This is a genomic window from Allobosea sp. 05L423, from assembly GCF_056397745.1.
In genome coordinates, this window is record NZ_JBFTOA010000001.1 from 626,467 (window position 1) to 648,938 (window position 22,472).

21 protein-coding genes are annotated in these 22,472 nt (G+C 65.5%); 9 read left to right on the forward strand and 12 right to left on the reverse strand.

Translation table 11 applies throughout. The features are described from left to right. Positions 1-78: 78 nt before the first annotated feature. On the forward strand, positions 79-1,029 hold the full coding sequence (locus AC1DNE_RS03205) for a bifunctional helix-turn-helix transcriptional regulator/GNAT family N-acetyltransferase (protein WP_441471641.1): 951 nt from the start codon (positions 79-81) through the stop codon (positions 1,027-1,029). On the opposite strand, the gene AC1DNE_RS03210 is transcribed toward AC1DNE_RS03205, so the two are convergent. Continuing rightward, positions 1,018-2,295 (reverse strand): flavin monoamine oxidase family protein, encoded by a 1,278-nt coding sequence (locus AC1DNE_RS03210; RefSeq protein WP_441471642.1) that lies wholly within the window; start codon positions 2,293-2,295, stop codon positions 1,018-1,020. The two genes, AC1DNE_RS03205 and AC1DNE_RS03210, sit on opposite strands and share 12 nt — an antisense overlap. A gap of 501 nt (positions 2,296-2,796) precedes the next feature. Between AC1DNE_RS03210 and AC1DNE_RS03215 the strand changes: the two genes are divergently transcribed. Beyond that, positions 2,797-4,941, forward strand: a complete 2,145-nt coding sequence (locus AC1DNE_RS03215; protein WP_441471643.1) for a TonB-dependent hemoglobin/transferrin/lactoferrin family receptor — start codon at positions 2,797-2,799, stop codon at positions 4,939-4,941. A gap of 105 nt (positions 4,942-5,046) precedes the next feature. On the opposite strand, the gene AC1DNE_RS03220 is transcribed toward AC1DNE_RS03215, so the two are convergent. From AC1DNE_RS03220 to AC1DNE_RS03230, 3 genes are all read right to left on the reverse strand, one after another. After that, the gene (locus tag AC1DNE_RS03220) at positions 5,047-5,865 is read right to left on the reverse strand and encodes an RNA methyltransferase (RefSeq protein ID WP_441471644.1); all 819 of its coding nucleotides are present in this window, start codon (positions 5,863-5,865) and stop codon (positions 5,047-5,049) included. Between the two features lie 179 nt (positions 5,866-6,044). Continuing rightward, positions 6,045-7,184, reverse strand: a complete 1,140-nt coding sequence (locus tag AC1DNE_RS03225) for a dipeptidase (protein WP_441471645.1) — start codon at positions 7,182-7,184, stop codon at positions 6,045-6,047. A 194-nt stretch (positions 7,185-7,378) separates the two neighbouring features. After that, on the reverse strand, positions 7,379-8,629 hold the full coding sequence (locus tag AC1DNE_RS03230; protein WP_441471646.1) for an NAD(P)/FAD-dependent oxidoreductase: 1,251 nt from the start codon (positions 8,627-8,629) through the stop codon (positions 7,379-7,381). A 264-nt stretch (positions 8,630-8,893) separates the two neighbouring features. Between AC1DNE_RS03230 and AC1DNE_RS03235 the strand changes: the two genes are divergently transcribed. The 7 genes from AC1DNE_RS03235 to AC1DNE_RS03265 all read left to right on the forward strand — a co-directional run bounded on the left by AC1DNE_RS03235 (position 8,894) and on the right by AC1DNE_RS03265 (position 14,822). Further along, positions 8,894-9,871: a hypothetical protein gene (locus tag AC1DNE_RS03235; protein WP_441471647.1), complete on the forward strand. Its 978-nt coding sequence runs from the start codon at positions 8,894-8,896 to the stop codon at positions 9,869-9,871. Positions 9,872-9,918: 47 nt separating this feature from the next. After that, positions 9,919-10,602: a glutathione S-transferase family protein gene (locus tag AC1DNE_RS03240; RefSeq protein ID WP_441471648.1), complete on the forward strand. Its 684-nt coding sequence runs from the start codon at positions 9,919-9,921 to the stop codon at positions 10,600-10,602. Positions 10,603-10,638: 36 nt separating this feature from the next. Continuing rightward, on the forward strand, positions 10,639-11,322 hold the full coding sequence (gene rpe / locus AC1DNE_RS03245) for a ribulose-phosphate 3-epimerase (protein WP_441471649.1): 684 nt from the start codon (positions 10,639-10,641) through the stop codon (positions 11,320-11,322). Between the two features lie 141 nt (positions 11,323-11,463). After that, entirely contained in the window at positions 11,464-12,768 is a 1,305-nt protein-coding gene (gene purB / locus AC1DNE_RS03250) for an adenylosuccinate lyase (protein ID WP_441471804.1), read from the forward strand. Positions 12,769-12,811: 43 nt separating this feature from the next. Then, complete coding sequence (locus tag AC1DNE_RS03255) at positions 12,812-13,390, forward strand: RBBP9/YdeN family alpha/beta hydrolase (RefSeq protein ID WP_441471650.1); 579 nt, start codon at positions 12,812-12,814, stop codon at positions 13,388-13,390. Positions 13,391-13,451: 61 nt separating this feature from the next. Continuing rightward, positions 13,452-14,117, forward strand: a complete 666-nt coding sequence (locus tag AC1DNE_RS03260) for a class I SAM-dependent methyltransferase (RefSeq protein WP_441471651.1) — start codon at positions 13,452-13,454, stop codon at positions 14,115-14,117. 240 nt (positions 14,118-14,357) lie between these two features. Beyond that, positions 14,358-14,822: a VOC family protein gene (locus tag AC1DNE_RS03265; protein WP_441471652.1), complete on the forward strand. Its 465-nt coding sequence runs from the start codon at positions 14,358-14,360 to the stop codon at positions 14,820-14,822. 60 nt (positions 14,823-14,882) lie between these two features. Here AC1DNE_RS03265 and AC1DNE_RS03270 read toward each other — a convergent pair whose 3' ends face one another. The 8 genes from AC1DNE_RS03270 to AC1DNE_RS03305 all read right to left on the reverse strand — a co-directional run bounded on the left by AC1DNE_RS03270 (position 14,883) and on the right by AC1DNE_RS03305 (position 22,469). Then, positions 14,883-15,998 (reverse strand): branched-chain amino acid ABC transporter substrate-binding protein, encoded by a 1,116-nt coding sequence (locus tag AC1DNE_RS03270; RefSeq protein WP_441471653.1) that lies wholly within the window; start codon positions 15,996-15,998, stop codon positions 14,883-14,885. A 128-nt stretch (positions 15,999-16,126) separates the two neighbouring features. After that, positions 16,127-16,501, reverse strand: a complete 375-nt coding sequence (locus AC1DNE_RS03275) for a DUF6867 family protein (RefSeq protein WP_441471654.1) — start codon at positions 16,499-16,501, stop codon at positions 16,127-16,129. A gap of 124 nt (positions 16,502-16,625) precedes the next feature. Continuing rightward, positions 16,626-17,357: an ABC transporter ATP-binding protein gene (locus AC1DNE_RS03280; RefSeq protein WP_441471655.1), complete on the reverse strand. Its 732-nt coding sequence runs from the start codon at positions 17,355-17,357 to the stop codon at positions 16,626-16,628. Then, positions 17,354-18,208 (reverse strand): ABC transporter ATP-binding protein, encoded by an 855-nt coding sequence (locus tag AC1DNE_RS03285; protein ID WP_476808333.1) that lies wholly within the window; start codon positions 18,206-18,208, stop codon positions 17,354-17,356. The genes AC1DNE_RS03280 and AC1DNE_RS03285 overlap by 4 nt, the downstream gene beginning before the upstream one ends. Next, complete coding sequence (livM, locus tag AC1DNE_RS03290) at positions 18,208-19,593, reverse strand: high-affinity branched-chain amino acid ABC transporter permease LivM (RefSeq protein ID WP_441471657.1); 1,386 nt, start codon at positions 19,591-19,593, stop codon at positions 18,208-18,210. Before livM ends, AC1DNE_RS03285 begins: the two co-directional genes overlap by 1 nt. Positions 19,594-19,597: 4 nt before the next feature. Next, positions 19,598-20,521 (reverse strand): branched-chain amino acid ABC transporter permease, encoded by a 924-nt coding sequence (locus tag AC1DNE_RS03295; RefSeq protein WP_441471658.1) that lies wholly within the window; start codon positions 20,519-20,521, stop codon positions 19,598-19,600. Between the two features lie 392 nt (positions 20,522-20,913). Continuing rightward, positions 20,914-22,146, reverse strand: a complete 1,233-nt coding sequence (locus tag AC1DNE_RS03300) for an NAD(P)/FAD-dependent oxidoreductase (protein WP_476766850.1) — start codon at positions 22,144-22,146, stop codon at positions 20,914-20,916. Beyond that, positions 22,143-22,469 (reverse strand): cupin domain-containing protein, encoded by a 327-nt coding sequence (locus tag AC1DNE_RS03305; protein ID WP_476766849.1) that lies wholly within the window; start codon positions 22,467-22,469, stop codon positions 22,143-22,145. The genes AC1DNE_RS03300 and AC1DNE_RS03305 overlap by 4 nt, the downstream gene beginning before the upstream one ends. Between the last annotated feature and the right edge of the window lie 3 nt (positions 22,470-22,472).

The window sequence follows — 22,472 nt, forward strand, 5'->3', positions numbered from 1 at the left end:
AATGTCGTATCGTCAGCCTGTCTCGAAATTAGTTGATTCTGTCTACTAGTTGAATTGGTGTCGCGGCGGAGGTGAGCCATGGATGCCATTGAGACCGAAGCCGTCGCTGCGATCCGCCGGTTCAATCGCTTCCATACCCGCTGGGTCGGGGCGCTCGGCGGCAGCCGGCATAGCTCCGGGCTGTCGCTGGCGGACGCGCAGGTGCTCCACGAACTGGCGCAGCGCGACGATTGGCAGGCGGCGGAGCTGGCCAAGGCGCTCGACCTCGATCCGGCCTATCTGTCGCGCATCCTGCGGCGCTTCGCGACGCGTGAGTGGCTCGACCGCAGCCGGTCTTCGGTCGACGGGCGGGCATGGCGCCTGCAATTGACCGATGAGGGCAGGGCCGCCTTCGCCGCGCTCGACGGTGCGTCAGACGCTCAGGCGCGGTCGATCCTGTCGCGACTGCCTCTCCCCGAGCAGGCTGACCTGGTTGACGCGCTCGCCACGACGCAGCGCCTTCTCTCGGGAGAGCGGCAAGCCTGTCCTCGTCCCACTATCCGCGAGCACCGGCCCGGCGATATCGGCTGGGTGATTGCTGCCCATGGGCGGCTCTATGCCGAGGAATATGGCTGGGATCAGAGTTTCGAGGCGCTGGTCGCCGAGATTGCCGCCAAATTCCTGCGCGAATTCAAGCCCGATCGCGAGCGCTGCTTCATCGCTGAATTGGAGGGGATGCCGGCAGGTTCATCCTTTGTCGTCGAAGAGGACGAAGAGACCGCGAAGCTCAGGCTCTCGCTGGTCGAGAAGCGCGCGCAGGGGCTGGGGCTCGGCAAAGCGCTGGTGCGCGATGCCGTCGACTTCGCCCGCAGGGCGGGTTACCGGCGCATGGCGCTCTGGACCAACGACATTCTCCATGCCGCCCGCGCGATCTATGTCGCGGAGGGCTTCCGCCTGGTTGCGGAAGAGCGGCTCCATTCCTTTGGCCAGGACCTGGTCGGGCAGAACTGGGAGCTTGTGCTCCGGCCCGAGATGGCGTCAGGCCTTTAGCCGCGCCAGTGCTGCGGCTGCTGCCCGGCCGGCGAGCGTGGCCCCGCCCACGGTCATCGCGCCGCCGCCCGCAGTCGCCTCTCCGGCAATGAGCAGGCGCCCGCCGATCGGCTGGGCGAGGGCTTCCCGGGCCTTCTCATGGCCGGGATCGCAGACGGAATAGGAGCCGCGCGCGAACGGGTCGGTCCACCAGGCCGGGAAGGAAGCGGCCTTGACCGTCTTGCGGAAGTCGGCGCCGACCATCTTCGCCAGGAGGTCGACGACATGGGCGCGCGCTTCTTCCGGGCCGGCCTCGGAGAGCTTGCGCGCATAATCGCCGCCGCAATAGCCGATGACGATGTCCTTGCCGTCCGGGTACATGTCGAAATTCATCATGCGCTCGGGTGCGCCGGTCTCGAGCAGGCTCGCGCCAGGCGTGAGGCCGAAGCGATCGCCTTCGACCTTGAGCGCGATCTTGGTCAGCGCTCCCATGTGCAGCCCGCCGAGGGCGTCGCGGGTGGCTGCCGGAAGGTCCGGGGCAAAGCGGATGGCGCCCGACTTGAGCACGCCGACCGGCACGGTGAGAATGCAGGCATTGGCGCGGATGTCGCCCGAAGGCGTGGTGACCGTCACGGCCGGTCCGTCCCAGCGGATCGCTTCGACCGCCTGATTGAGGCGAATATCGAGGCCCGCGGCGGAGCGCGTGACGAGATTGCCATAGCCCGAGGGGACAACGAGATCGTCGCCGGCCCAGAGACGCTGATAGTCGCGCGCCGAAATCCGGCTTGATTCCTCGCCGATCGAGAGCAGCAGGCCCGACGCCGCGATGGGGGCGCTGTTCGGGCCGAGATCGCCGAGCAATTCTGCGATCGACATGTCGCGCCCGGCGAGATCTACCGTCTCGAGCCGCCGGTCGATCTGGTTGAAGGCATCGCGCCGGCGGCGGCGATCGGCGTCAGCCATGGGGTGGCCGTCGGTAAAGACCCGGAAACCGCCACCCCGGGGTTCCGATGCGGTCTCGACACCGAGATCGCGGGCAATCTGGACCCAAGGGTTGCGCTCCGCCCAATGGATGAACATTGCGCCCGCGTCGTATGCCGCGCCGAGAGAGGCATCGGTAAAGGCGCGTCCGCCGACGCGTCCGCGGGCCTCCAGCACGATGGGCTTGCGACCTGCGGCGCGCAGCGCCTGAGCCGCGGCAATGCCTGCCGCTCCCGCGCCGACGACGACAACATCGGCATCGGTCGCGGCAGAGCTGCGGCCGGCGACGGCGAAAGCAGTGACCATGGCGCTGCCCCCAGTCAGCAGCCTGCGGCGGGTCACTCTGGCATGACGGAGATTCATGACACGACAATGCGCGCTGTCTGCGACGTTGCAATGGCCGGAAGCGCGGAAGACGCGGCTTTGACGATCACGACATCGGGAGCGAGGCGTGGCCACAAATCTATCGCGTGTAATTCTACATTAGAATAGTTCTCTTTTGGAATGAATCTATTGTTTATGCGAATGTTTTCCGACAATTGACAGTATACGACTCAATCAATATCGATCCTGTCGCCTTGCATTAGCGTATAAGGCCTTCTTTTTACTCATTTTAAATTGCCGCTCAAGGCCGAAGGGCCGAGCGGCAAGGACGGGATACGGGCGATGGGGAATCTTTCCGGCCGGCTTCGCGGCAGTGTTGCGCTTGGAAGCCTGGCATTGGTGCTTTTTGTTTCGACTGCTGAAGCGCAACAGCGGAACCAGCAGGCGGCGCCTGCACCGAGTTCCGTCGGCGAGGCGCCGGTTGTGCTGGATCAGATCAATGTGCAGGGGGAGGGTGCGCCAGGCGGCGCGCTGGTGAGCGGGCCGACGACGACGCGCGTGACGCGCCAGGAACTCGACCGCGAGCAGATCCAGAGCCTGACGGACCTGTCGAACCGGGTCGAGGCGGGCATCACGCTCAACCGCCAGACCAACTCGCTCAATATCCGCGGCCTCGATGGCGCGCGCGTGCTGACGACCATCGATGGCATCCGCCAGCCCTTCCTCATCGATACCCGCGTCAATCGCGGCGCCCAGAACGCCTTCGATTTCGATTCACTGTCGACGCTCGACCTGCTGCGCGGCGGCAGCGGCGCCAGCACGCTCGGCGGCGGCGCGCTCGGCGGCGCGCTCGCGGTGCGCACGCTCGATCCGGAAGACCTGCTGCGCAATGGCCGCTCCTACGGCGCGCTCGCCAAGACCGGCTATGACAGCACCGACCGCGCCTGGTTCGGCAGCGCCGCTGCGGCAGCGCGCATGGGCAATACCTCCGTGTTGCTGCAGGGCGGCTTCCGCAACGGGCACGAGACCGACAACCGGGGCGATGACAAGACCATCGGTGCGGCGCGCACGGCGCCCAACCCGACCGACTTCAACCAGTACAACTTCCTCGGCAAGATCTATCAGCAGGTCGGCGAGGCGCATCGCTTTGGTCTCACCGGTGAGATGTTCAAGCGCGCCGACCGCGTCCAGACCCGCACGAACGCTGTTTCGCTGACCGGCAATTTCCGCCCCGGTTCCTACGAGACCGGCGAGGATGTCGAGCGCAATCGCGTCTCGCTGAGCTACGACTACAACATGCCGGGCTCGTTCTTCGATGAGGCCCATGCCGTCGCTTATTGGCAGCGCCTGAAGCGCAACGATCTCGTCAACGCCTGGCGCTACACCAGCATTGTCGGCCCCTATGCGCGCGACAACGAGAACGAAGAGAACGCCTACGGCTTCAACGGCCACGTTATCAAGAATTTCCAGACCGGCGCGTTCTCGCATCGCGTGCTGGCCGGTACTGAGCTGCGCATGTCGACGCTGGAGCAGTTCTCCTCGGGTATCGACAACTGCCCGGCGCGGCCGGCTTCCGGCCTCTTCGCCGCGCCGTTCACGACCTGCAACAATCTGCACACCAACCAGGCCGACCAGCCGAAGGTCGATGGCAAGCTCGTCGGCATTTACCTGCATGACGAGATCGGCATGCTCGACAATCGCCTGCGCCTGACGCCGGGTGCGCGCTTCGACTGGTATGAGGAGAAGCCGCAGAACACGCCGGCCTACACGCTGGGCGGTTCCCGCCCCACGGGGCTGCCGGCGTCCTCCAGCGATACCGGTTGGTCGCCGCGGGTGCGCCTCGAATACGACATCCTGAAGAACGCGCCCTGGGTGAAGGACGTCACCTTCTTCGCGCAGTGGGCCAAGACCTTCCGCGCCCCGACGGCGAACGAGCTCTATGGCCGCTTCGGCGGGCCGGGGACCTATCTGCGCGTCGGCAATCCCGACCTGCGCCCTGAAGAGGGCAACGGCATCGATGTCGGCCTGCGCTTCGGCGACAAGCAGCTCGGCGGCTCGATCACTTACTTCTACACGAAGTACCACAACTTCATCGAACAGCAGCAGATCGCTCCCCCGAACGCGCTCTATCCGCAGGGCGGGATCGTCGGCTTCCGCAACATTCCGCGTGCCGAGATCCAGGGCGTGGAGATCAACGGCCGATATGCCTTCGCTCAGAACTGGCTGGTCCGCGGCTCCTTCGCCTACACCCGTGGCGTGAACCAGACCGACAATACCTACCTGAACTCGATCCCGCCGGTGCAGGGCATCCTCGCCATTGCGTATGGCACGGACAGCTGGGGTGCGGAGGTTTCGACCAAGCTCGCCGGCAAGCGCGACGATGTCGCGGCGACGACGGGCGCCAACCAGGGCTTCCGGGCGCCGGGTTATGCAATCTTCAATGCTTCGGCCTGGTGGCGACCGATGCCGCAGATCGCAGACCTTGAATTGCAGATCGGCGTCTATAATATCTTTGATCGCAAGTACTGGGATGCGGTTAACGTTCCCACCGGGGTACTGGCGCAGGCTCGCGATTACTATACCGAGCCGGGCCGCACCGTGAAGGCGACGTTGAAGTATCAATTCTGACCGGGTGTTTCGAGACCCCCCGACCAGACGAGCCGGCCCTTCGGGGCCGGCTTTTTTCTTGAGAAGAGCGCGCCTTCATTCCGGAATGACGGTGCGTTTTGTCGATCAGTCTTCCGAGGTTTCGGCCTGCCGCGCGAGCAGGCGGGCCTTCTTCGGTCCCTCGACCAGCGACTTGAAGACGCCGCGCAGCGTGCGGGCCTCCTGCTCGGTCATGTCGAGCCGGTGCAGGATGTCGCGGAGGTTAGCGGTCATGACCGGCTTCTTGCCGGCGGGAAAGAAGCCGCAGAGGTCGAGCTCGGCTTCGAGATAGTCGAACATCGACAGGATCATCTCCCGCTTGGCCGGCGGAGAGGGATTATTCTCGCGGAAAGGCGGCTCGCCATTGGTCGTCTTGAACCATTCATAGCCGTTGAGCAGCACGGCTTGGGCGAGATTCAGCGAGGCGAAGGCTGGATTGACCGGGAAGGTCAGGATCGCGTCGGCGAGGCTGATTTCCTCGTTGGTCAGGCCGATGCGCTCGCGCCCGAACAGGATGCCGACGCGCTCGCCGCCGCCGATGCGGCCCGCGACCTCCGGCATCGCCTCGGCCGGGGTGAGCACGCGCTTCATCTGGCCGCGCTCACGGGCCGTCGTCGCCAGCACATGGTTGAGGTCGGCGATCGCCTCGGCCGCGCTGCCGAACAGCCGGGCATTCTCGAGGATATGCGTCGCGCCGGAGGCCGCCGCCGTGGCGCCCTTCTTGAGGCCGCCACCGCCCGGCCAGCCGTCGCGCGGCGCGACGAGGCGCATCTCGGAGAGGCCGAAATTCGCCATGGCACGGGCGCACATGCCGATATTCTCGGCGAGCTGCGGCTCGACCAGGATGACAATGGGGGCAGTGGCCTGGACGGCCGGGCGGGTGCGGTCGGTGCCGGAACCGGTCATGGGAAATCAGGTCTTGTCTTTGCGATGAGGCTGGCATCGCACTCCGACTGGCCGAGCGCGATGGGCAAGCTCATACGTCATGCTCGCCCTTGTGGCGAGCATCCACGTCCTGATCCCACGCCAGACAATGAGAGACGTGGATGGTCGGGACAAGCCCGACCATGACGCTATCGGGAGCGTCAGCCCGCCGCCGCTTCCACCGCACGGAGCACGCGCAGCATGTTGCCGCCGGCGAGCTTGGCGAGGTTTTCCTCCGACCAGCCGCGGCGGATCAGCTCGGCGATCACCGACGGGAAGGTCGTGGTGTCCTCCAACCCGTCCGGATTGACCCAGCCGAAGAAGTCCGAGCCGATGCCGATGTGATCATGGCCGATGCGCTTGGCGAGGTATTCGACATGGTCGCAATACTCCGGCAGCGTCGCGGTCGGGCGCGGGCCTGACTTGGCGACGATCTCGGCCTCGACCTTTGCATAGTCCATGCTCTCGGGCGTCTTGCCGTACTGGTCCTTGGCCGGGCGGTGCCAGTCGCGCGAGGCCTGGCTGATGAAATCCGGCACGAAGGTCGCCATCACGACGCCGCCATTGCCGGCGACACGGTCGAGCACGTCGTCGGGAACGTTGCGCGGGTGGTCGCAGAGCGTGAAGGCGTTGGAATGCGACCAGACCAGCGGCGCGCTTGAGACGTCGAGCGCGTCATGCATCACCTTCGGCGCGACATGGGCGAGGTCGATCACCATGCCCAGCTTGTTCATTCGGCGCAGCACGTCCTTGCCGAAGGCGGTGAGGCCATTGTGGCGCGGGGCGTCGGTAGCGGAATCGCACCAGTCGGTGGTGTCGTTGTGACAGAGCGTCATCAAGCGCACGCCGAGATCGTAGTAGGCGTCGAGTGCGTCGAGTTCGCCGTCGACGGCAGAGCCGTTCTCGATCGTCATGAACAGGGCGATGCGCCCCTCGGCCTTGGCGGCCTCGACATCCGCCGCGGAGAGGCCGGGGCGGAAGGCGCTCGCGTGGCGCTTGAGGATGTCGCGCATCAGCGCGATCTGGGCAAGGGCGAAACCGGCGGGATTGGCCTGCTTCGGCGGGACATAGGCCGCGAAGAACTGCGCCGCCATCTTGCCGGCCTGCATGCGCGGGATATCGGTGTCGCCTTCCGCGTGGACCTCGTCGAGGCCGTAGGCGGCGACATCGCCCTTCGCGTTGCGGTCCTTGCGGATGACGTAGGGCAGGTCGTTATGGCCGTCGATCAGTGGCACACGGTCAAGCAGGGCGAGCGCGGCGGCGTAGGCATTGTCCTGGACGGGCGGTTTGGCGAGGGCCATGGCGAGGTCTCGGTGAGAATCGGGAGCCGGATCGTGGCAGGGCGCGGACTGGCAGGCGAGGGGGCTTGGCGCAGGGCTGACCGTCTTCCCGCGTCATGCTCGGGCTCGACCCGAGCATCTCATGCCGACAGGCGCCGCTATAGGCTGGCAATTCTCGGGTCCGCGCAGGCGCGGCCCGAGAATGACGGCGCTGCTTAGGCGAAGCGCGACGGCGCGAAGGGCGACGGATCGACGAAGACCTTCCGGCCACTCACCATCTCGGCGACCATGCGGCCGGTGACGGCGGCGAGCGTCAGGCCGTGATGGGCGTGGCCGAAGGAGAACCACAGACCCTTGTGCTTCGGCGCCGGGCCGATGATCGGCATCATGTCCGGTGTGCACGGCCGGCGGCCAAGCCAGGGCTCGGGATCGACACGTTCGCCGAGCGGGAAGAGCGCCTTGGCGATCGGCTCGGCCCGTGCGAGCTGGACTGGGGTCTTGGGTGCGTCGCGATCGGCGAACTCGGCGCCGGTGGTCAGGCGGATGCCCTGCTGCATCGGCGCGAGGAAATAGCCGCGCTCGGTGTCGAGCACCGGGTGGTTGAGCACAGCATTGCCCTGCGGCTTGTAATGCATGTGGTAGCCGCGCTTGACCGCGAGCGGCAGCCGGTAGCCGAGCTGCTTGGTCAGCACGTCGGCCCAGGGGCCGAGCGCGACGACGACGTCCTTCGCTTCGGCCTTGGTGCCGTCGGCGAGGGTGACGCTCCACCCGGCGCCGCTCTGCGCGAGCGTCGCGGCATCGCCGATGGCGAGCTTGCCGCCGAGCTTCTCGAAGAGTGCGACATAGGCCTTGGACAGGCCGAGCGGATCGATGACGGTGACCGGATCGGTCCAGTGCAGGCCGCCGATCAGGCTGGCATGGTCGAGATGCGGCTCCTCGGCCCTGAGGGCGGCCATGTCGAGGGCGCGGTAGTTCACGCCGAATTCACGCTTCCAGCGGGCGGCCTCGGCGAGGCGCTCCTCGCGCTCCCTCTCGGTGCGGAACACCTTCATCCAGCCCTTGCGGCGCAGAAGCTCCGTGGCGCCGGCTTCCTGCGCCAGAGCGTCGTGCTCGGTGACGCAGTGCTCGATCAGCTTCGCGTATTTGTGGGCGATCGCCTCGTGGTGGGAGGCGCGCGAATGCATCCAGTAGGAGAACAGGAAGGGCGCGAGCTTCGGGATCGCGCTCCAATGGTAGGACGCGTCGATGGTGTTGTTCATCGCGTAGCGGAAGAGCGCGCCGAAATCATGCGGGAAGCCGTAGGGGTAGACGCCCTCGCGCTGGATCAGGCCGGCATTTCCGTAGCTCGTCTCCTCGCCCGGCCCGCGCCGGTCGACGAGCAGCGTGGAGCGGCCGGCCTTCTGCAGGTGAAGCGCGACCGAAATGCCGACGATGCCGGCGCCAAGAACGATCGTATCCACCTTCATGAACCTACTCCTGCCAACCCCTTTTTCCGCAAAATACCGGTTTGCGCCGGCTTGTCAGCGGCGCGACCGGATTTTGCGTCGGATCGCGGTATCTTTCGTAAGTTCTGCGCCATCTTTGTGAAAGTGTCCCGTTAAGGCAGCATTCGAGGCGTATGGGCGCAACTTTATGCCGGCGCAGGACCGCTCCGCTCGGCGTGCAGGTGACGCCCCGGGCGCGATGGGCCAGTGTGGGGCCGTTTCGCGAACGATTCCAGAGCTATGCCGATGCGTCCAGTCGCCCTTCTCGCCGCCGCGCTCGCATGGCTCGGGCGCTACGGCACGCAAGGCTTCGCGCTGTCCATTTTTCTCGGTCTCGCGCTCCCGCAGTTTTCCGCCGCGGCGCGGCCGGTGCTGCCCATCACCATCTTCTGCTTCACGACCGTCGTATTCATGCGGGTCGATCTGGGAGTCACCGCCCGGCTGCTGCGCCGGCCGGCCAAGCTTGCGGCCTCCTGCCTGTGGCTGATCACCGGCCCGGTGCTGCTGATCGGCGGGGCGCTGCTGCTCGTCGGGCGCGAGAACCTCGATCCGGGGATCGTGCTCGGGCTCGCGATCATGGGGTCGGCGCCGCCGATCATGTCCTCGCCGGCGGTGGCGATCCTCTACGGCTTCGAGCCGTCGCTGATCATCGCCAGTGTCATCGTCACCACCATTCTGAGCCCCCTCATCGCGCCGTTTCTGGTCGAGCTGCTGGCGGGGGCGGCGGTGCCGCTCGACCGCGGGGTGCTGATGCTGCGGCTGCTGATTTTCATCGGCGGCGGCATGGCGGTCGCTTTCGCGCTGCGCGCGTGGCTCGGCACCAAGCGGATCAAGGCGATGAAGGCCAATCTCGATGGCTTCGGCGTGCTGATGTATTTCATCTTCGCCATCGCGGCGATGGATGGTGTGACGCGGGCCGCGCTCGGCAATCCCCGGCTCGTCCTGTTCGTCCTGGCCTGCGTCTTCGCGGTCTCTGCGGCGGGGTTGCTCTCGAGCTGGCTCGTGTTGCGGAAGCTGCCCGCATCGGAGCGCTTCATGATCGGCTACGGCACGGGCCAGCGGAATATGGGGTTGCTGGTGGCGGCGCTGGGCGCCGGCGTCTCGCCGACGACCTTCCTGTTCTTCGCGCTGGCGCAGTTCCCGATCTACCTCTTGCCGTGGCTGCTGGGCGGCATCGCGGCGCGAATCCGGCGCAAGGAGTCCAGTCAGGCTGCTGACGGGTGATGACGCGCCGTCCTGCGAGGTTTTCACCGCCGCAGGAGAACCGCGTCGTGATCACACTCTATTCCGGGCCGCTGAGCCTGTTCTCGCGCAAGGTCGAGATCGCGCTGGAAGAAAAGGGCCTCGCCTTTCAGCGTATCATGGTGCCGTTCAACCAGACGACCGGCTACGATCCCAAGCATCCCGAGGTGGTCGCGCTCAACCCGAAAGAGCAGGTGCCGGTCCTCAGCGATTGCGGGCTCGTGCTCTACGACTCCACAGTGATCAACGAATATCTCGATGAGGCCTATCCCGAGCCGAAGCTGATGCCCGACAGCCCGGTCGAGCGAGCGCGCTGCCGGCTCGACGAGCTCTATGCCGACGAGATCATGCTGCAGGCGCTGAGGCCGCTGATGAACCGGACGAGCCCGCCTTCGCCCGACCGCGACCGGCGCATCGCGCAGGAGGCCGATGCCCTGATCGCCGAGGAGGCGCTGATGCGCCATTACGAGGTGCTGGAGCAGAAGCTGGCGGGGCGCGAGTTCTTCGGCGGCCGGCTTTCGCTGGCCGATATCGCGCTGTTCATGAGCGTGCTCTTCTCCCGCCGGCTCGGCGGGCCGCCGCTCGACGGTTTCGAGGCGCTGGCCAGTTGGTTCGTCCGGTTGAAGCTGCGCCCGGCCTTCGCGAAGGTGGCGGCGGAGATCGCGGAAGCCGACAGAAGGCTGTCCTTTCCGGTGAAACTGCGCTCGGCATGATTGCGGCGGCAGGGGCATGGCGTTAAACCGCCAGCCATGACGCACCCCATCCGTATCGCCCCCTCCATCCTCTCGGCCGATTTCGCCAAGCTGGGCGAGGAGGTGCACGCGGTCGATGCGGCCGGTGCCGACTGGATCCATTGCGACGTGATGGACGGGCATTTCGTGCCGAACATCACCTTCGGCCCCGATGTGCTGAAGGCGATCCGCCCGCACACCAAGAAGTTCTTCGACGTGCATCTGATGATCGCGCCCGTCGACCCCTATGTCGAAGCCTTCGCCAAGGCCGGCGCCGATCTGATCTCCTTCCATGTCGAAGCCGGACCGCACCCGCACCGCACGCTGCAGGCGATCAAGGCTCAAGGGAAGCAGGCCGGCATCGTGCTCAATCCCGGTACACCGGCGAGCGCAATCGAGGCACTGATCGCGGATGTCGACCTCATCCTGCTGATGACGGTCAATCCCGGCTTCGGCGGGCAGAGCTTCATCCGCTCCGTGGTCGAGAAAGTTGCGCAGGTGAAGGCGCTGATCGGCGACCGCCCGATTGCGCTGGAGATCGACGGCGGCGTGACGCCGGAGACCGCGCCGCTGGTCGTGAAGGCCGGCGCGAACGCGCTGGTCGCCGGCTCGGCCGTGTTCAAGGGCGGGCCTTCGGCCTATGCCGGGAATATCCAAGCGATCCGCAAGGCGGCAGAAGCCGCGCGCGGCGACTGGGTTTGAGATTATTGCCGTTTTCGGCGCCGACCGTCATGGTCGGGCTTGTCCCGACCATCCACGTCTTGGCAGATCGAGGGTGGTGTTCAAGTCGTGGATGCTCGCCACAAGGGCGAGCATGACGGCGGTGCAGAGGCTGAAACGAGCATGATCCCGCGCTATTCCCGCCCCGAGATGGTCGCCATCTGGGAGCCGCAGACCCGCTTCCGCATCTGGTTCGAGATCGAGGCGCACGCCACCGACAAGCTCGCCGAGCTCGGCGTGGTGCCGAAGGAGGCCGCGGCGACGATCTGGGCCAAGGCCAAGGACGCCGTCTTCGATGTCGCGCGCATCGACGAGATCGAGCGCGTCACCAAGCACGACGTCATCGCCTTCCTCACCCATCTGGCCGAGATCGTCGGGCCGGAGGCGCGCTTCGTCCACCAGGGCATGACCTCGTCGGATATCCTCGACACCACGCTCTCGGTTCAGCTTGCGCGGGCCACCGATATCCTGATTGCCGATGTCGACGCGCTGCTCGCCGCGATCAGGCGCCGTGCCTTCGAGCACAAGCTCACCCCGACGATCGGCCGCTCGCACGGCATTCATGCCGAGCCTGTGACCTTCGGGCTCAAGCTCGCGCAGGCCTATGCCGAGTTCGATCGATGCAAGGCTCGTCTGATCGCTGCACGGGCCGAGATCGCAACCTGCGCCATCTCGGGCGCGGTCGGCACCTTCGCCAATATCAACCCGCAGGTCGAAGCCTATGTGGCCGAAAAGATGGGGCTCACCGTCGAGCCGGTCTCGACCCAGGTGATCCCGCGTGACCGGCACGCGATGTATTTCGCGACGCTCGGCGTCGTCGCTTCCTGCATCGAGCGGCTGGCCACCGAGATCCGCCATCTGCAGCGCACCGAGGTCTATGAGGCGGAGGAGTATTTTTCGCCGGGCCAGAAGGGATCCTCGGCGATGCCGCACAAGCGCAACCCCGTCCTCACCGAGAACCTGACCGGCCTTGCCCGCCTCGTGCGCGGCATGGTCACGCCTGCGCTGGAGAATGTTGCGCTCTGGCATGAGCGGGATATCTCGCACTCTTCGGTCGAGCGCATGATCGGCCCGGATGCGACGGTGACGCTCGATTTCGCGCTGGCGCGGCTGACGGGCGTCGTCGACAAGCTGCTGATCTATCCGCAGAACATGCGCCGGAATCTCGACCGCCTCGGGGGCTTGCACAATTCCCAGCGCGTGCTGCTGGCGCTGACGCAGGCGGGCGCGAGCCGCGAGGACGCCTATTCCATGGTCCAGCGCAACGCGATGCGCACCTGGGAGCATGGCGAGGACTTCCTGACCAATCTGCTCGCCGACAAGGACGTGGCGGAGAAGCTCTCGGCCTCCGAACTGCAGGCGATGTTCGACGAGGGCTATCACTTCAAGCATGTCGACACGATCTTCCGCCGGGTGTTCGGGGAATAACTGACGGTCTGGACTTCGGCGACGGCAGGGCTATCTACGGCTGATGAAATCCTCCGACGTCGATATCCTCATCATCCCCGGCTGGTCGGGCTCTGGCCCGGATCATTGGCAAAGCCGTTGGGAGTCCCGGCTCCAGACGGCGCGCCGCGTTGTTCAGGACGACTGGTACAAGCCGTCTCGCCATGTCTGGGCCGGGCGCATCGTGCAGGCGGTGCGCAGCGCGACGCGGCCGGTCGTGCTCGTCGCCCATTCGGCCGGCGTGAGCGCCGTCGCCCATGCGGCGGAACATCTGCATCCGGGCGAGGTCGCCGGCGCGTTCCTGGTCGCCCCGGCTTCCGAGGCGGCCAAGCGCGCGATCCCCGGCATGGGGCCGGACTTCATCGAGCACCGCCGCGAGAGGCTGCCGTTTCCCTCGGTGCTGATCTCCAGTGCGACCGACCCTTACTGCACGCAGGATGAGGCGCGGGAACTGGCGAAAGCCTGGGGTTCGGAGTTCGTCGATGCCGGGGACAGCGGCCATCTCAACAGCGAGTCCGGGCATGGTCCTTGGCCGGATGGCCTGCTGCGGTTCGGCGGGTTTCTCAAGAGCTTGACTGCGGTTCCTCAGAGGTTGAGCCAGTAGGCACGCTGCCCGCCCTCGCGACATCTCGCGAGAGGCATTTCGCTGGCGAGACTGTTCGAGCATGGATGCATTCTCCGATCCGCAGGCCGTCGCCCGCTATGCCGAGGGGCCGCCGCGTCTGGTGCCCGGCTTTGCCGATCTGCAACGCATGGTCATGCTCCTGCTTGCGGAGCGGGCCCCGGATGATGCGCGGGTGCTGGTCCTCGGCGCTGGTGGCGGCCTGGAAATCAAGGCATTTGCCGAGGCGCAGCCCGGCTGGCGCTTCGACGGGGTCGATCCGTCCGCCGAGATGCTGGATCTCGCACGGCTGACCCTCGGCCCTCTCGTCGCCCGCACGGATTTGCATCATGGGCTCATCGACATCGCGCCCGAGGGGCCATTCGATGCCGCGGCGTGCATCCTGACCTTGCACTTCGTCGAGAGGGAGGAGCGCCTGCGCACGCTTGGAGAGGTGCGGCGGCGCCTGAAACCTGGCGCCCCCTTCGCCGTCGCACATTTCAGCTTCCCCCAAGGCGATCGCGATCTCTGGCTGTCGCGTTATGCCGCCTTTGCGACGGCGTCCGGCATCGAGGCATCGCAGGCGCAGAAGGCCCGGTCGATGATCGCCGCGCGCCTGCCTATCCTCGCTCCCGAGGAGGACGAGCGGCTACTGCGCGATGCCGGGTTCAGCGATGTCAGCCTCTTCTATGCCGGCTTCGCGTTCCGCGGTTGGGTCGCCTACGCTTAGGCGAGCGGCCATCGTCGCAGGGCCGAACATCCAGGCGAAGACCGAGCGCCTGCCTCCATAGTTTGGATGATGCCGGCAATTGTCACTTGAGCATCGATCCTTCGCTGAGGCAGCGCGGCAGTCGCCGTCGCCGCGCTGGCTGGCGGATACCAATCCGGTCAAGACTCTATTGCCGAAGAGCCCTCAAGCGGCAATTCCATCAGTCGCTATGGTCTGCCCATCACGAAGGCCGTCAACATTATGAAACTTGCTCACATCAACTTGGTCGCCCGTAACGCAGAAGCGCTCGCGGCCTTCTATGTGAATGTCTTCAAATGCGAGCACCTTCGTGAACCCAAGGTGTTGTCGGGCGAGAAAGTATCACGAGGGAACGGCCTTCCGAATTCAGAGATATACTCGATCTGGCTGAAATTCCCCGATTGCGACGCCCCATTCCTGGAGATACATGAGCACAAAGTCACGCATGACCGGAAGCGGCCCAGGGTGAATGAACCTGGCTTCGGGCATATCTCCTTTCAGTTGGGAGATATCAGCGCGGGTCTGTCGGAGATCATCGAAGCAGGCGGGACGCGGGTCGGTGAAATCGTAGACTTTGGAACGGCGGCGAAGCCATTTCTCATTGCCTATGCGCGCGATCCAGAAGGCAACATTCTTGAACTTGAGCAGATCGTCCGGGCCGACGCCTGGGCTTCCTCTCCTCAATAGAAAACCCGCCCCGGAGGTCCGGGACGGGTTCTTCACGTCGGGCCGGATCAGCCGCCGAGATCAGTTCTCGATATAGGTGATCTTGCCGTCGGCACCCTTCTTCCAGGTGTAGACGGTGTAGTCCGGACGGGTGATGTCGCCCTTCTTGTCGAAGCCGATGTCGCCGATCACGGTCTTGACCGGCTGGCCGCCATGCAGCACGTCGGCGATCTTCTTCGGATCGGTTGAGTTCGCGCGCTTGGCGCCTTCCGCCATGATCTGGACGGCAGCGTAGCTGTAGAGCGTGTAGGCTTCCGGCTTGAAGTTCTTGGCCGCGAACTTCTGGACGACGGCGGCAGCCTCCGGGCGCTTCTGCGGGTCCGGCGGGAAGGTCATCAGGGTGCCTTCGACGCCGGGGCCGCCGATCGTGGCGAACTCGTCGGTGGTGATGCCGTCACCCGAGACAAGCACGGTCTTCAGGCCCTGGTCGCGCATCTGACGCACGATCAGGCCGCCTTCGGTGTGCAGGCCACCCCAGTAGAGGTAGTCGGCACCGGCCGCCTTGATCTTCGAGACGAGCGCAGAGAAGTCCTTCTCGCCGGCGTTGACGCCTTCGTAGAGCACTTCCTTCACGCCGCCGGCGTTGAGGCCCTTCTTGGTCTCGTCGGCGAGGCCCTGGCCATAGGTCGTCTTGTCGTGGACGACGGCGATCTTCTTGTCCTTGAAGTTCTTCAGCAGATAGGCGGCGGCGACGCTGCCCTGCTGATCGTCACGGCCGCAGGTGCGGAAGGTGTTCCACAGGCCGCGCTCGGTGATCTTCGGGTTGGTGGCCGAAGGCGAGATCATCAGGATGCCGTTCTCGGCATAGACTTCGGAGGCCGGCATGGTGACGCCGGAGTTGAAGTGGCCGAGGACCCATTTCACGCCGTCGCCGACGAACTTGTTGGCAACCGAGACGCCCTGCTTCGGATCGGAGACGTCGTCGCCGACCGAGATGGTGATCTTCTGGCCGAGGACGCCGCCGGCGGCGTTGATGTCCTCGACCGCCTGCTCGGCGCCGTTCTTGAGCTGCGCGCCAAACGCAGCGTTCGGGCCGGTGATCGGGCCGCCGACGCCGAGTTTGATCTGCGCATTGGCCACACCGGACATGGCGAGGACCGCCCCGAGTGCAATGCCGCCCAACAGCAGTTTCTTCATGTGATGCAACTCCCCTCTATGATTGACAACGGGTTGGACGGTCCACCCGTCTCGGTGCGTTTTCGTCACCCTAAGCAGCAGTCTTGCGCTTTTTCGGTGGTCTGTCACGCACCAAGCTCGTGAGCTCTTCAGAGCAATTCAGGCCTGATCGGGACCCCGGGGCGCGGCCTCCAGCCGAAGGGGCCGGCGCGCTCGAAGAGCCAGTGATATTGCCGCGTCATCTGCTTGGCGCGGTTGTAGCGCCAGCCGGCGAAGCCGAAGGCGAGCAGCACGACGCAGTCGACGATGTAGTAGTGCAGCGTCAGCAGCGTGGCCTGGAACAGTGCGAAATGAATAAAGCGCACGAACAGGCCGAGGATCAGCATGTAGACGACGAGCTGCCAGTTCGGCCGCCAGGTCAGGGCGATGGCGCGGCCGGACATCCAGGCGAGCCAGCCGCCCATGATCACGGTGACCAGCAGGAAGAGCCAGACCGTCGGTTCTTCGTAGATGATGCCCTGCATCTCGTGCTCCCGGCTTCACGCGAGGGTGGAAGCGGCCAGCGTCGCCACAGCGATGGCATGGCGGGCGCGCAGCCGTCTCTCATCAAAAAGTTGCAGCGGCAGGGACAAGCCCGGCCGCCAGGCATCAGTGGCGGCCGCCTTCGAGATAGGCGGCGCGCACCTGCGGATTGGCGAGCAGTTCCTTGCCGGAGCCGCTCATCGTGATGACGCCGTTGACCATGACGTAGCCGCGATGGGCGAGCTTCAGCGCGTGGAAGGCGTTCTGCTCGACCAGGAAGACGGTGAGGCCCTGCGTTCTGTTGAGTTCGCGGATGGCCTCGAAGATCTGCTTCACGATCAGAGGGGCGAGACCGAGCGAGGGCTCGTCGAGCAGCAGCAGCTTCGGCCGGGCCATCAGCGCGCGGGCGATCGCGACCATCTGCTGCTCGCCGCCGGACAGCGTGCCGCCGCGCTGCTGCAGGCGCTCCTTGATGCGCGGGAAGAGCACGCAGATCTTCTCGAGATCCTCGTCGAAATGCTCGAAATTGCGGACGGCGGCGCCCATCTGCAGGTTTTCGAACACCGTCATGCGCGGGAAGATGCGTCGTCCTTCGGGGGACTGCGCTATGCCCAGACGGGCGATCTGGTGGCTCGGCATCCGGGTGATGTCCCGGCCCTCATAGGTGACCGAGCCTTCGCGCGCCTGCGGGTTGCCGAAGATCGTCATCATCAGGGTGGATTTGCCGGCGCCGTTGGCGCCGATCATGGTGACGATCTCACCGGCATTGACGTCGATGTCGACGCCCTTCAGTGCGATGATCTTGCCGTAATAGGTCTTGACGCCGCGGACGGCGAGGAGAGGCTGGGCCACAGTCACGAGATGCCGACCTCCGCTTCCACCACTTCGACCTCTTCGTCGTCGACGCCGAGATAGGCGGCGATGACCTTCGGGTCGGCCTGCACTTCGGCCGGCGTGCCGTCTGCGATCTTGGTGCCGTAGTCGAGGACCACGACATGGTCGGAGATTTCCATGACGACCGACATGTCGTGCTCGATCAGCAGCAGGGCCGTGCCGAGATCCTTGCGGATCGAGAGCAGCAGGGCGTTGAGGTCGAGGCTTTCGCGCGGGTTGAGGCCGGCAGCCGGCTCGTCGAGGCAGAGCAGGACCGGGTCGGTGCACATGGCGCGCGCGATTTCGAGCCGGCGCTGATCGCCATAGGGCAGGTCGGCGGCCGGATCGTCGGCGCGATGGGTGAGGTTGATCTTGTCGAGCCAGAACTTGGCCTTCTCGATCGCCGCCCGCTCGCTGGCCTTGTAGCCGCCGATCCCGAGCAGGCCGAGGAAGGTGAAGCCAGAGGCGATCATCAGCGGGTTGTGCTGGGCGATGAGCAGGTTCTCCAGCACCGTCATGCCGCCGAAGAGGCGGATGTTCTGGAAGGTGCGGGCGACCTTGGCCTTCCAGGAGATGCGGAAGTCCGGCATGCGCTCCAGCAGGAAGCTGGAACCGTCGTCATGGTTCAGCGCAATCAGGCCCTGCGTCGGCTTGTAGAAGCCGGTGATGCAGTTGAACACCGTGGTCTTGCCGGCGCCGTTGGGGCCGATCAGCGCGGTGATCTCGCCCTTGCGAGCCTCGAAGGAGAGGGCGTTGACGGCGGTCAGGCCGCCGAAGCGCATGGTGAGCTGCTCGACTTCGAGCAGGGAACGGCCGGAGGAGGTGGTCGAGGCCATCAGCCATGCCCCTCCTGAACGAGATCGGCCGAGATCGTCTTCTTTTCCTTCAGGAAGGCGGTCGGCTCGCGTACCGAGATCAGGCCGCGCGGCTTCCAGATCATGATCACAACCATGGCGAAGCCGAAAATCAGCATGCGGTACTTCGTCGGGTCGAAATCCTGCCCGAAGATCTGCTTCAGGAAATCGAGTTCGCGCAGCAATTCGGTGCCGCCGATCATGGCGATCGCCGCGATGGCGCAGCCCCAGAGCGAGCCCATGCCGCCGAGGACGACGATGGCCAGGATGACCGCCGATTCCATGAAGACGAAGGATTCGGGACTGATGAAGCCCTGGCGGGCGGAGAAGAACGCCCCGGCGAAACCGCCGAACATCGCGCCCATCGAGAAGGCCGTGAGCTTGGTGTTGGTGGTGTTGATGCCGAGCGAGCGGCAGGCGATCTCGTCCTCGCGCAGCGCCTCCCAGGCGCGGCCGACCGGCAGCCGGCGCAGGCGCAGCGTGACGAAGGCCGTCAGCAAAGCCAGGCACAGGATGAGGTAGTAGAGGAAGATCGTTCGGTACAATGGCGAGAATTCGAGCCCGAACGTCGCCGCGAAGCCATTATCGGCCGCGGTGAAGGGAATACCGAAGAAGGTCGGGCGCGGAATGCCGGAGATGCCGGCATAGCCGTTGGAGAACTCCGTCCAGTTGACCAGCACCAGGCGGATGATCTCGCCGAAGGCCAGCGTCACGATGGCGAGGTAGTCGCCGCGCAGGCGCAATACGGGGAATCCGAGCAGCATGCCCCAGAAGGCGGCGAGGATGCCGGCGAGCGGCAGCAGGATCCAGAAGGAGAGGCCGAAGTTCTTGGCGAGCAGCGCATAGGAATAGGCGCCGACCGCGTAGAAGGCGACGTAACCGAGATCAAGCAGGCCGGCGAGGCCGACGACGATGTTCAGCCCCCAGCCGAGCATGACGTAGATCAGGATCTGGACGCCGAAATTATCGATCCACTTCAGCGCGCCGCCCCAGCCGGCGAGGCCGATCGCGATTGCGGGGAAGCTGACGAGGAAGCCGAGGCCGAAGAGCGAGAAGAGCCGCGAATGGCGCTGGAAGAAGGCGATGGTGCCGTGCGGCAGCAGGCGCACTCGCGCCTTCTCCTTGCCGCGCCCCTGCTGGCGCAGCGCGATCAGGAAGCGCCCGACGAAGACGATGCCGATGGCCCAGGCGACGGCGTCCCAGCGCGGATCGAGCACCAGCACGTTGTCCATGTTCTGGCGCGTGCCCCAGGCCACGACCGGAATGCACAGGCCGAGCGTGACCAGGGCTGCGAAGCCGGCCTCCTTGAAGGCCGCCTTGAAGTCGCGGCCGGGAGCGGCCGTGGGTGTGGTCGGTTTGCTCGCCATGACGTCAGACCTTCTCGACTTCGGGGCGACCGAGGATGCCCGAGGGCATGAAGACCAGCACGAGGGCCAGGATGCAGAAGGCGGCGACGTCCTTGTAGTCGATGGTGAAGTAGGCGGACCACATCACCTCGATCAGGCCGATCAGCAGGCCGCCGATCACCGCCCCGGGCAGTGAGCCGATGCCGCCGAGCACCGCCGCGGTGAAGGCCTTGACGCCCGGCGTAAAGCCGTCGGCGAAGTTCACCACGCCGTAGAGCACGAGGTACATCACGCCGGCCACCGCAGCGAGGGCTGCACCCATCACGAAGGTGATCGAGATGGTGCGGTCGACGTCGATGCCGAGGAGGGCGGCCATCTTGCGGTCCTGCTCGCAGGCGCGCTGGGCGCGGCCGAGCGGCGTCTTCTGGACGATGTACCAGAAGGCCGCGAGCAGCGCCGCCGTCGTCAGGATGATGACGATCTGCTTGTAGGAGATCTGCACCGTGTAGACCGCGCTGTCGATCAGCGTGATCGACTTGTTCAGGATCGGCGGGATCGACTTGTTGCGTGGGCCCTGCACGACCTGCACGAAGTTCACCAGGAAGATCGACATGCCGATCGCAGAGATCAGCGGCGCGAGGCGGAAGGAGCCGCGCAAGGGCCGGTAGGCGACCCGTTCGATCGTCCAGTTCCAGAGCGAGGTGAAGAACATCGCCAGCGCCAGGACGATGACGAGCGCCAGCAGGATCATGCCGGCGCTCGTGCCGAGGACCGCCGTGACCAGCATGAAGAAGATCAGGGCGATGAAGGCGGAGAGCATGAAGATATCGCCGTGGGCGAAGTTCACCATGCCGATGATGCCGAACACCATCGTGTATCCGATGGCGATGAGACCGTAGATCGATCCCAGTGTCAGCCCGTTGATGAGCTGCTGCAGAAAGACTTCCATTGACGACGCCGACCCCTCGAACCAGCTCCCGTTCTCGTCATCAGCATGACGCTGACGCATGCGGGATGCGATTTCCATGCAGAGCTACCAATGGCTTGCGCCACCGACAATCGCTCCGCGTCAAATTTCTGTCAAAAGCAATTACGAACGAAACGCCTCGAAATTGTGCAGAATACTCTGCGCCGCAGCGCGCTTTCGGCGCATGATGATTGCGCCATGCGCGCGCGCCATCTGTGCCGTACGGCTTCGGCGAGCGGCTCCGAACGACAACGGCGGTTCGAAACAGGAACTCTTCAGGGAGGTGCGCCCGGGATATCGGTTGACGGGCGGTCAGCGGTTTTTCCGCTCCAGGGCATTCATCGAAGGGGATGATTGCTCCTGGGTTCGCCATGTCAGAACCGCGCGGGGCTGAAGGGGGAAAGATCGATCGGCGGCTGGCGCCCGGCGACGAGTGCGGCAACGAGATCGGCCGTCGCGTGGGATTGCGTCATGCCGTAATGGCCATGGCCGAAGGCATAGATCACGTGCGGATTGCGGTGCGCCGTGCCGATCACCGGCAGCGAATCGGGCAGGGAAGGGCGGAAGCCCATCCAGAGCTTGCCGCTGTCGAAGGCAGGCAGACCGTCGATCAGGCGGTTGGCCTTGTCGTAGAGGCGGCGGGTGCGGGCATGATTCGGCGGAGCACCGAGACCGCCAAACTCGACCGCGCCGCCGATTCGCAGGCCCGAGTCGAGAGGTGTCGTGACGAAGCCGTGGCCCTCGAAGCCGACCGGGCGCGACAAGATCCCGGAGACATCGGGAAAGCTGACATTGTAGCCGCGTTCGGTGTCGAGCGGCACGGCATCGCCCAACGCTGCCGCCAGCGGTGTGGCCCACGCGCCGGCGGCGACGACCGCGCGGTCTACCACGCGTTGCCAGCCATCGGGGCCGATCAGGGCGGGGCGATCGCCGAGGGAGATATTGCTGACGTCGGCCTTTTCGAAGACGGCGCCGCGTTCCAGCGCGGCCTCGAACAAGGCGAGCGTCAGCTGGTGAGGGTCGCTGATATGGGCGGCGTCGGGGTGGAAGGCCGCGCCGACGAAAGCGGGCTTTAGCGCGGGCTCGAGCTGACGCAGTTCGGCGGCCCCGATCATCTCGACCTTGATGCCGAAGGCTGCCTGGCGCTCCGCGACCTTGCGCGCCGCGGCCAGTGCCCCGGCATCGTCAAAAACGTAAAGTCCGCCCTTCTGATGGATATGGCGCGTCAGGTTCGTGCGCTCGGCGCGCGCGAGCCAGGCCGGCAGGGCGCGCTTCTGCAGGGCGGCGATTCCGACGATGGAGCGCTCATAGGCTTGCGGGCGCGAGGCGAGTGCGAAACGCAGCAACCAGGGCAGGAGCTTCGGCAAATAGGCCGGACGGATGCTGAGCGGGCCGAGTGGATCGGCCAGGAACTTCGGCACCTGCCGCAGGATCTTGGGGCTGGCGATCGGCAGGATATCGGTATGGGCGATCCAGCCGGCATTGCCGCGCGAGGGGCCGAAGGCCGGCTCCTGGCGTTCGACGATCAGGACCTCATGCCCCTCATCGAGAAGCGCATGGGCGATCGCGACGCCGACGATCCCTGCGCCGACAACCGCGACCTTCATGACAGGGCGAGCTCCTGGAGAGCCGAAGGCTGCTTCACCTCGATCTCGATGAATGCGATCGGATGGTCGGAGCCGTTCATCACGTCATGGCGGATGCCGGCCGCGCGCATATAGGCCTGCCCCTGATCCAGCGGCGTATCGATGACATCGTTGCCATTATGGATACGCAGCGTGCCGGCGATGAGCATCACCACGAAATAGGGCCAGCCATGCTGATGCCAGCCCGTCACGGCGCCCGGTTCGAAATCCCAGCGCGTGATCCGGGTCGTCTCGTCATCCTGCTGGACGGTCGGCACGGCGGGAATCGAACAGGCGAAGGCCATCCG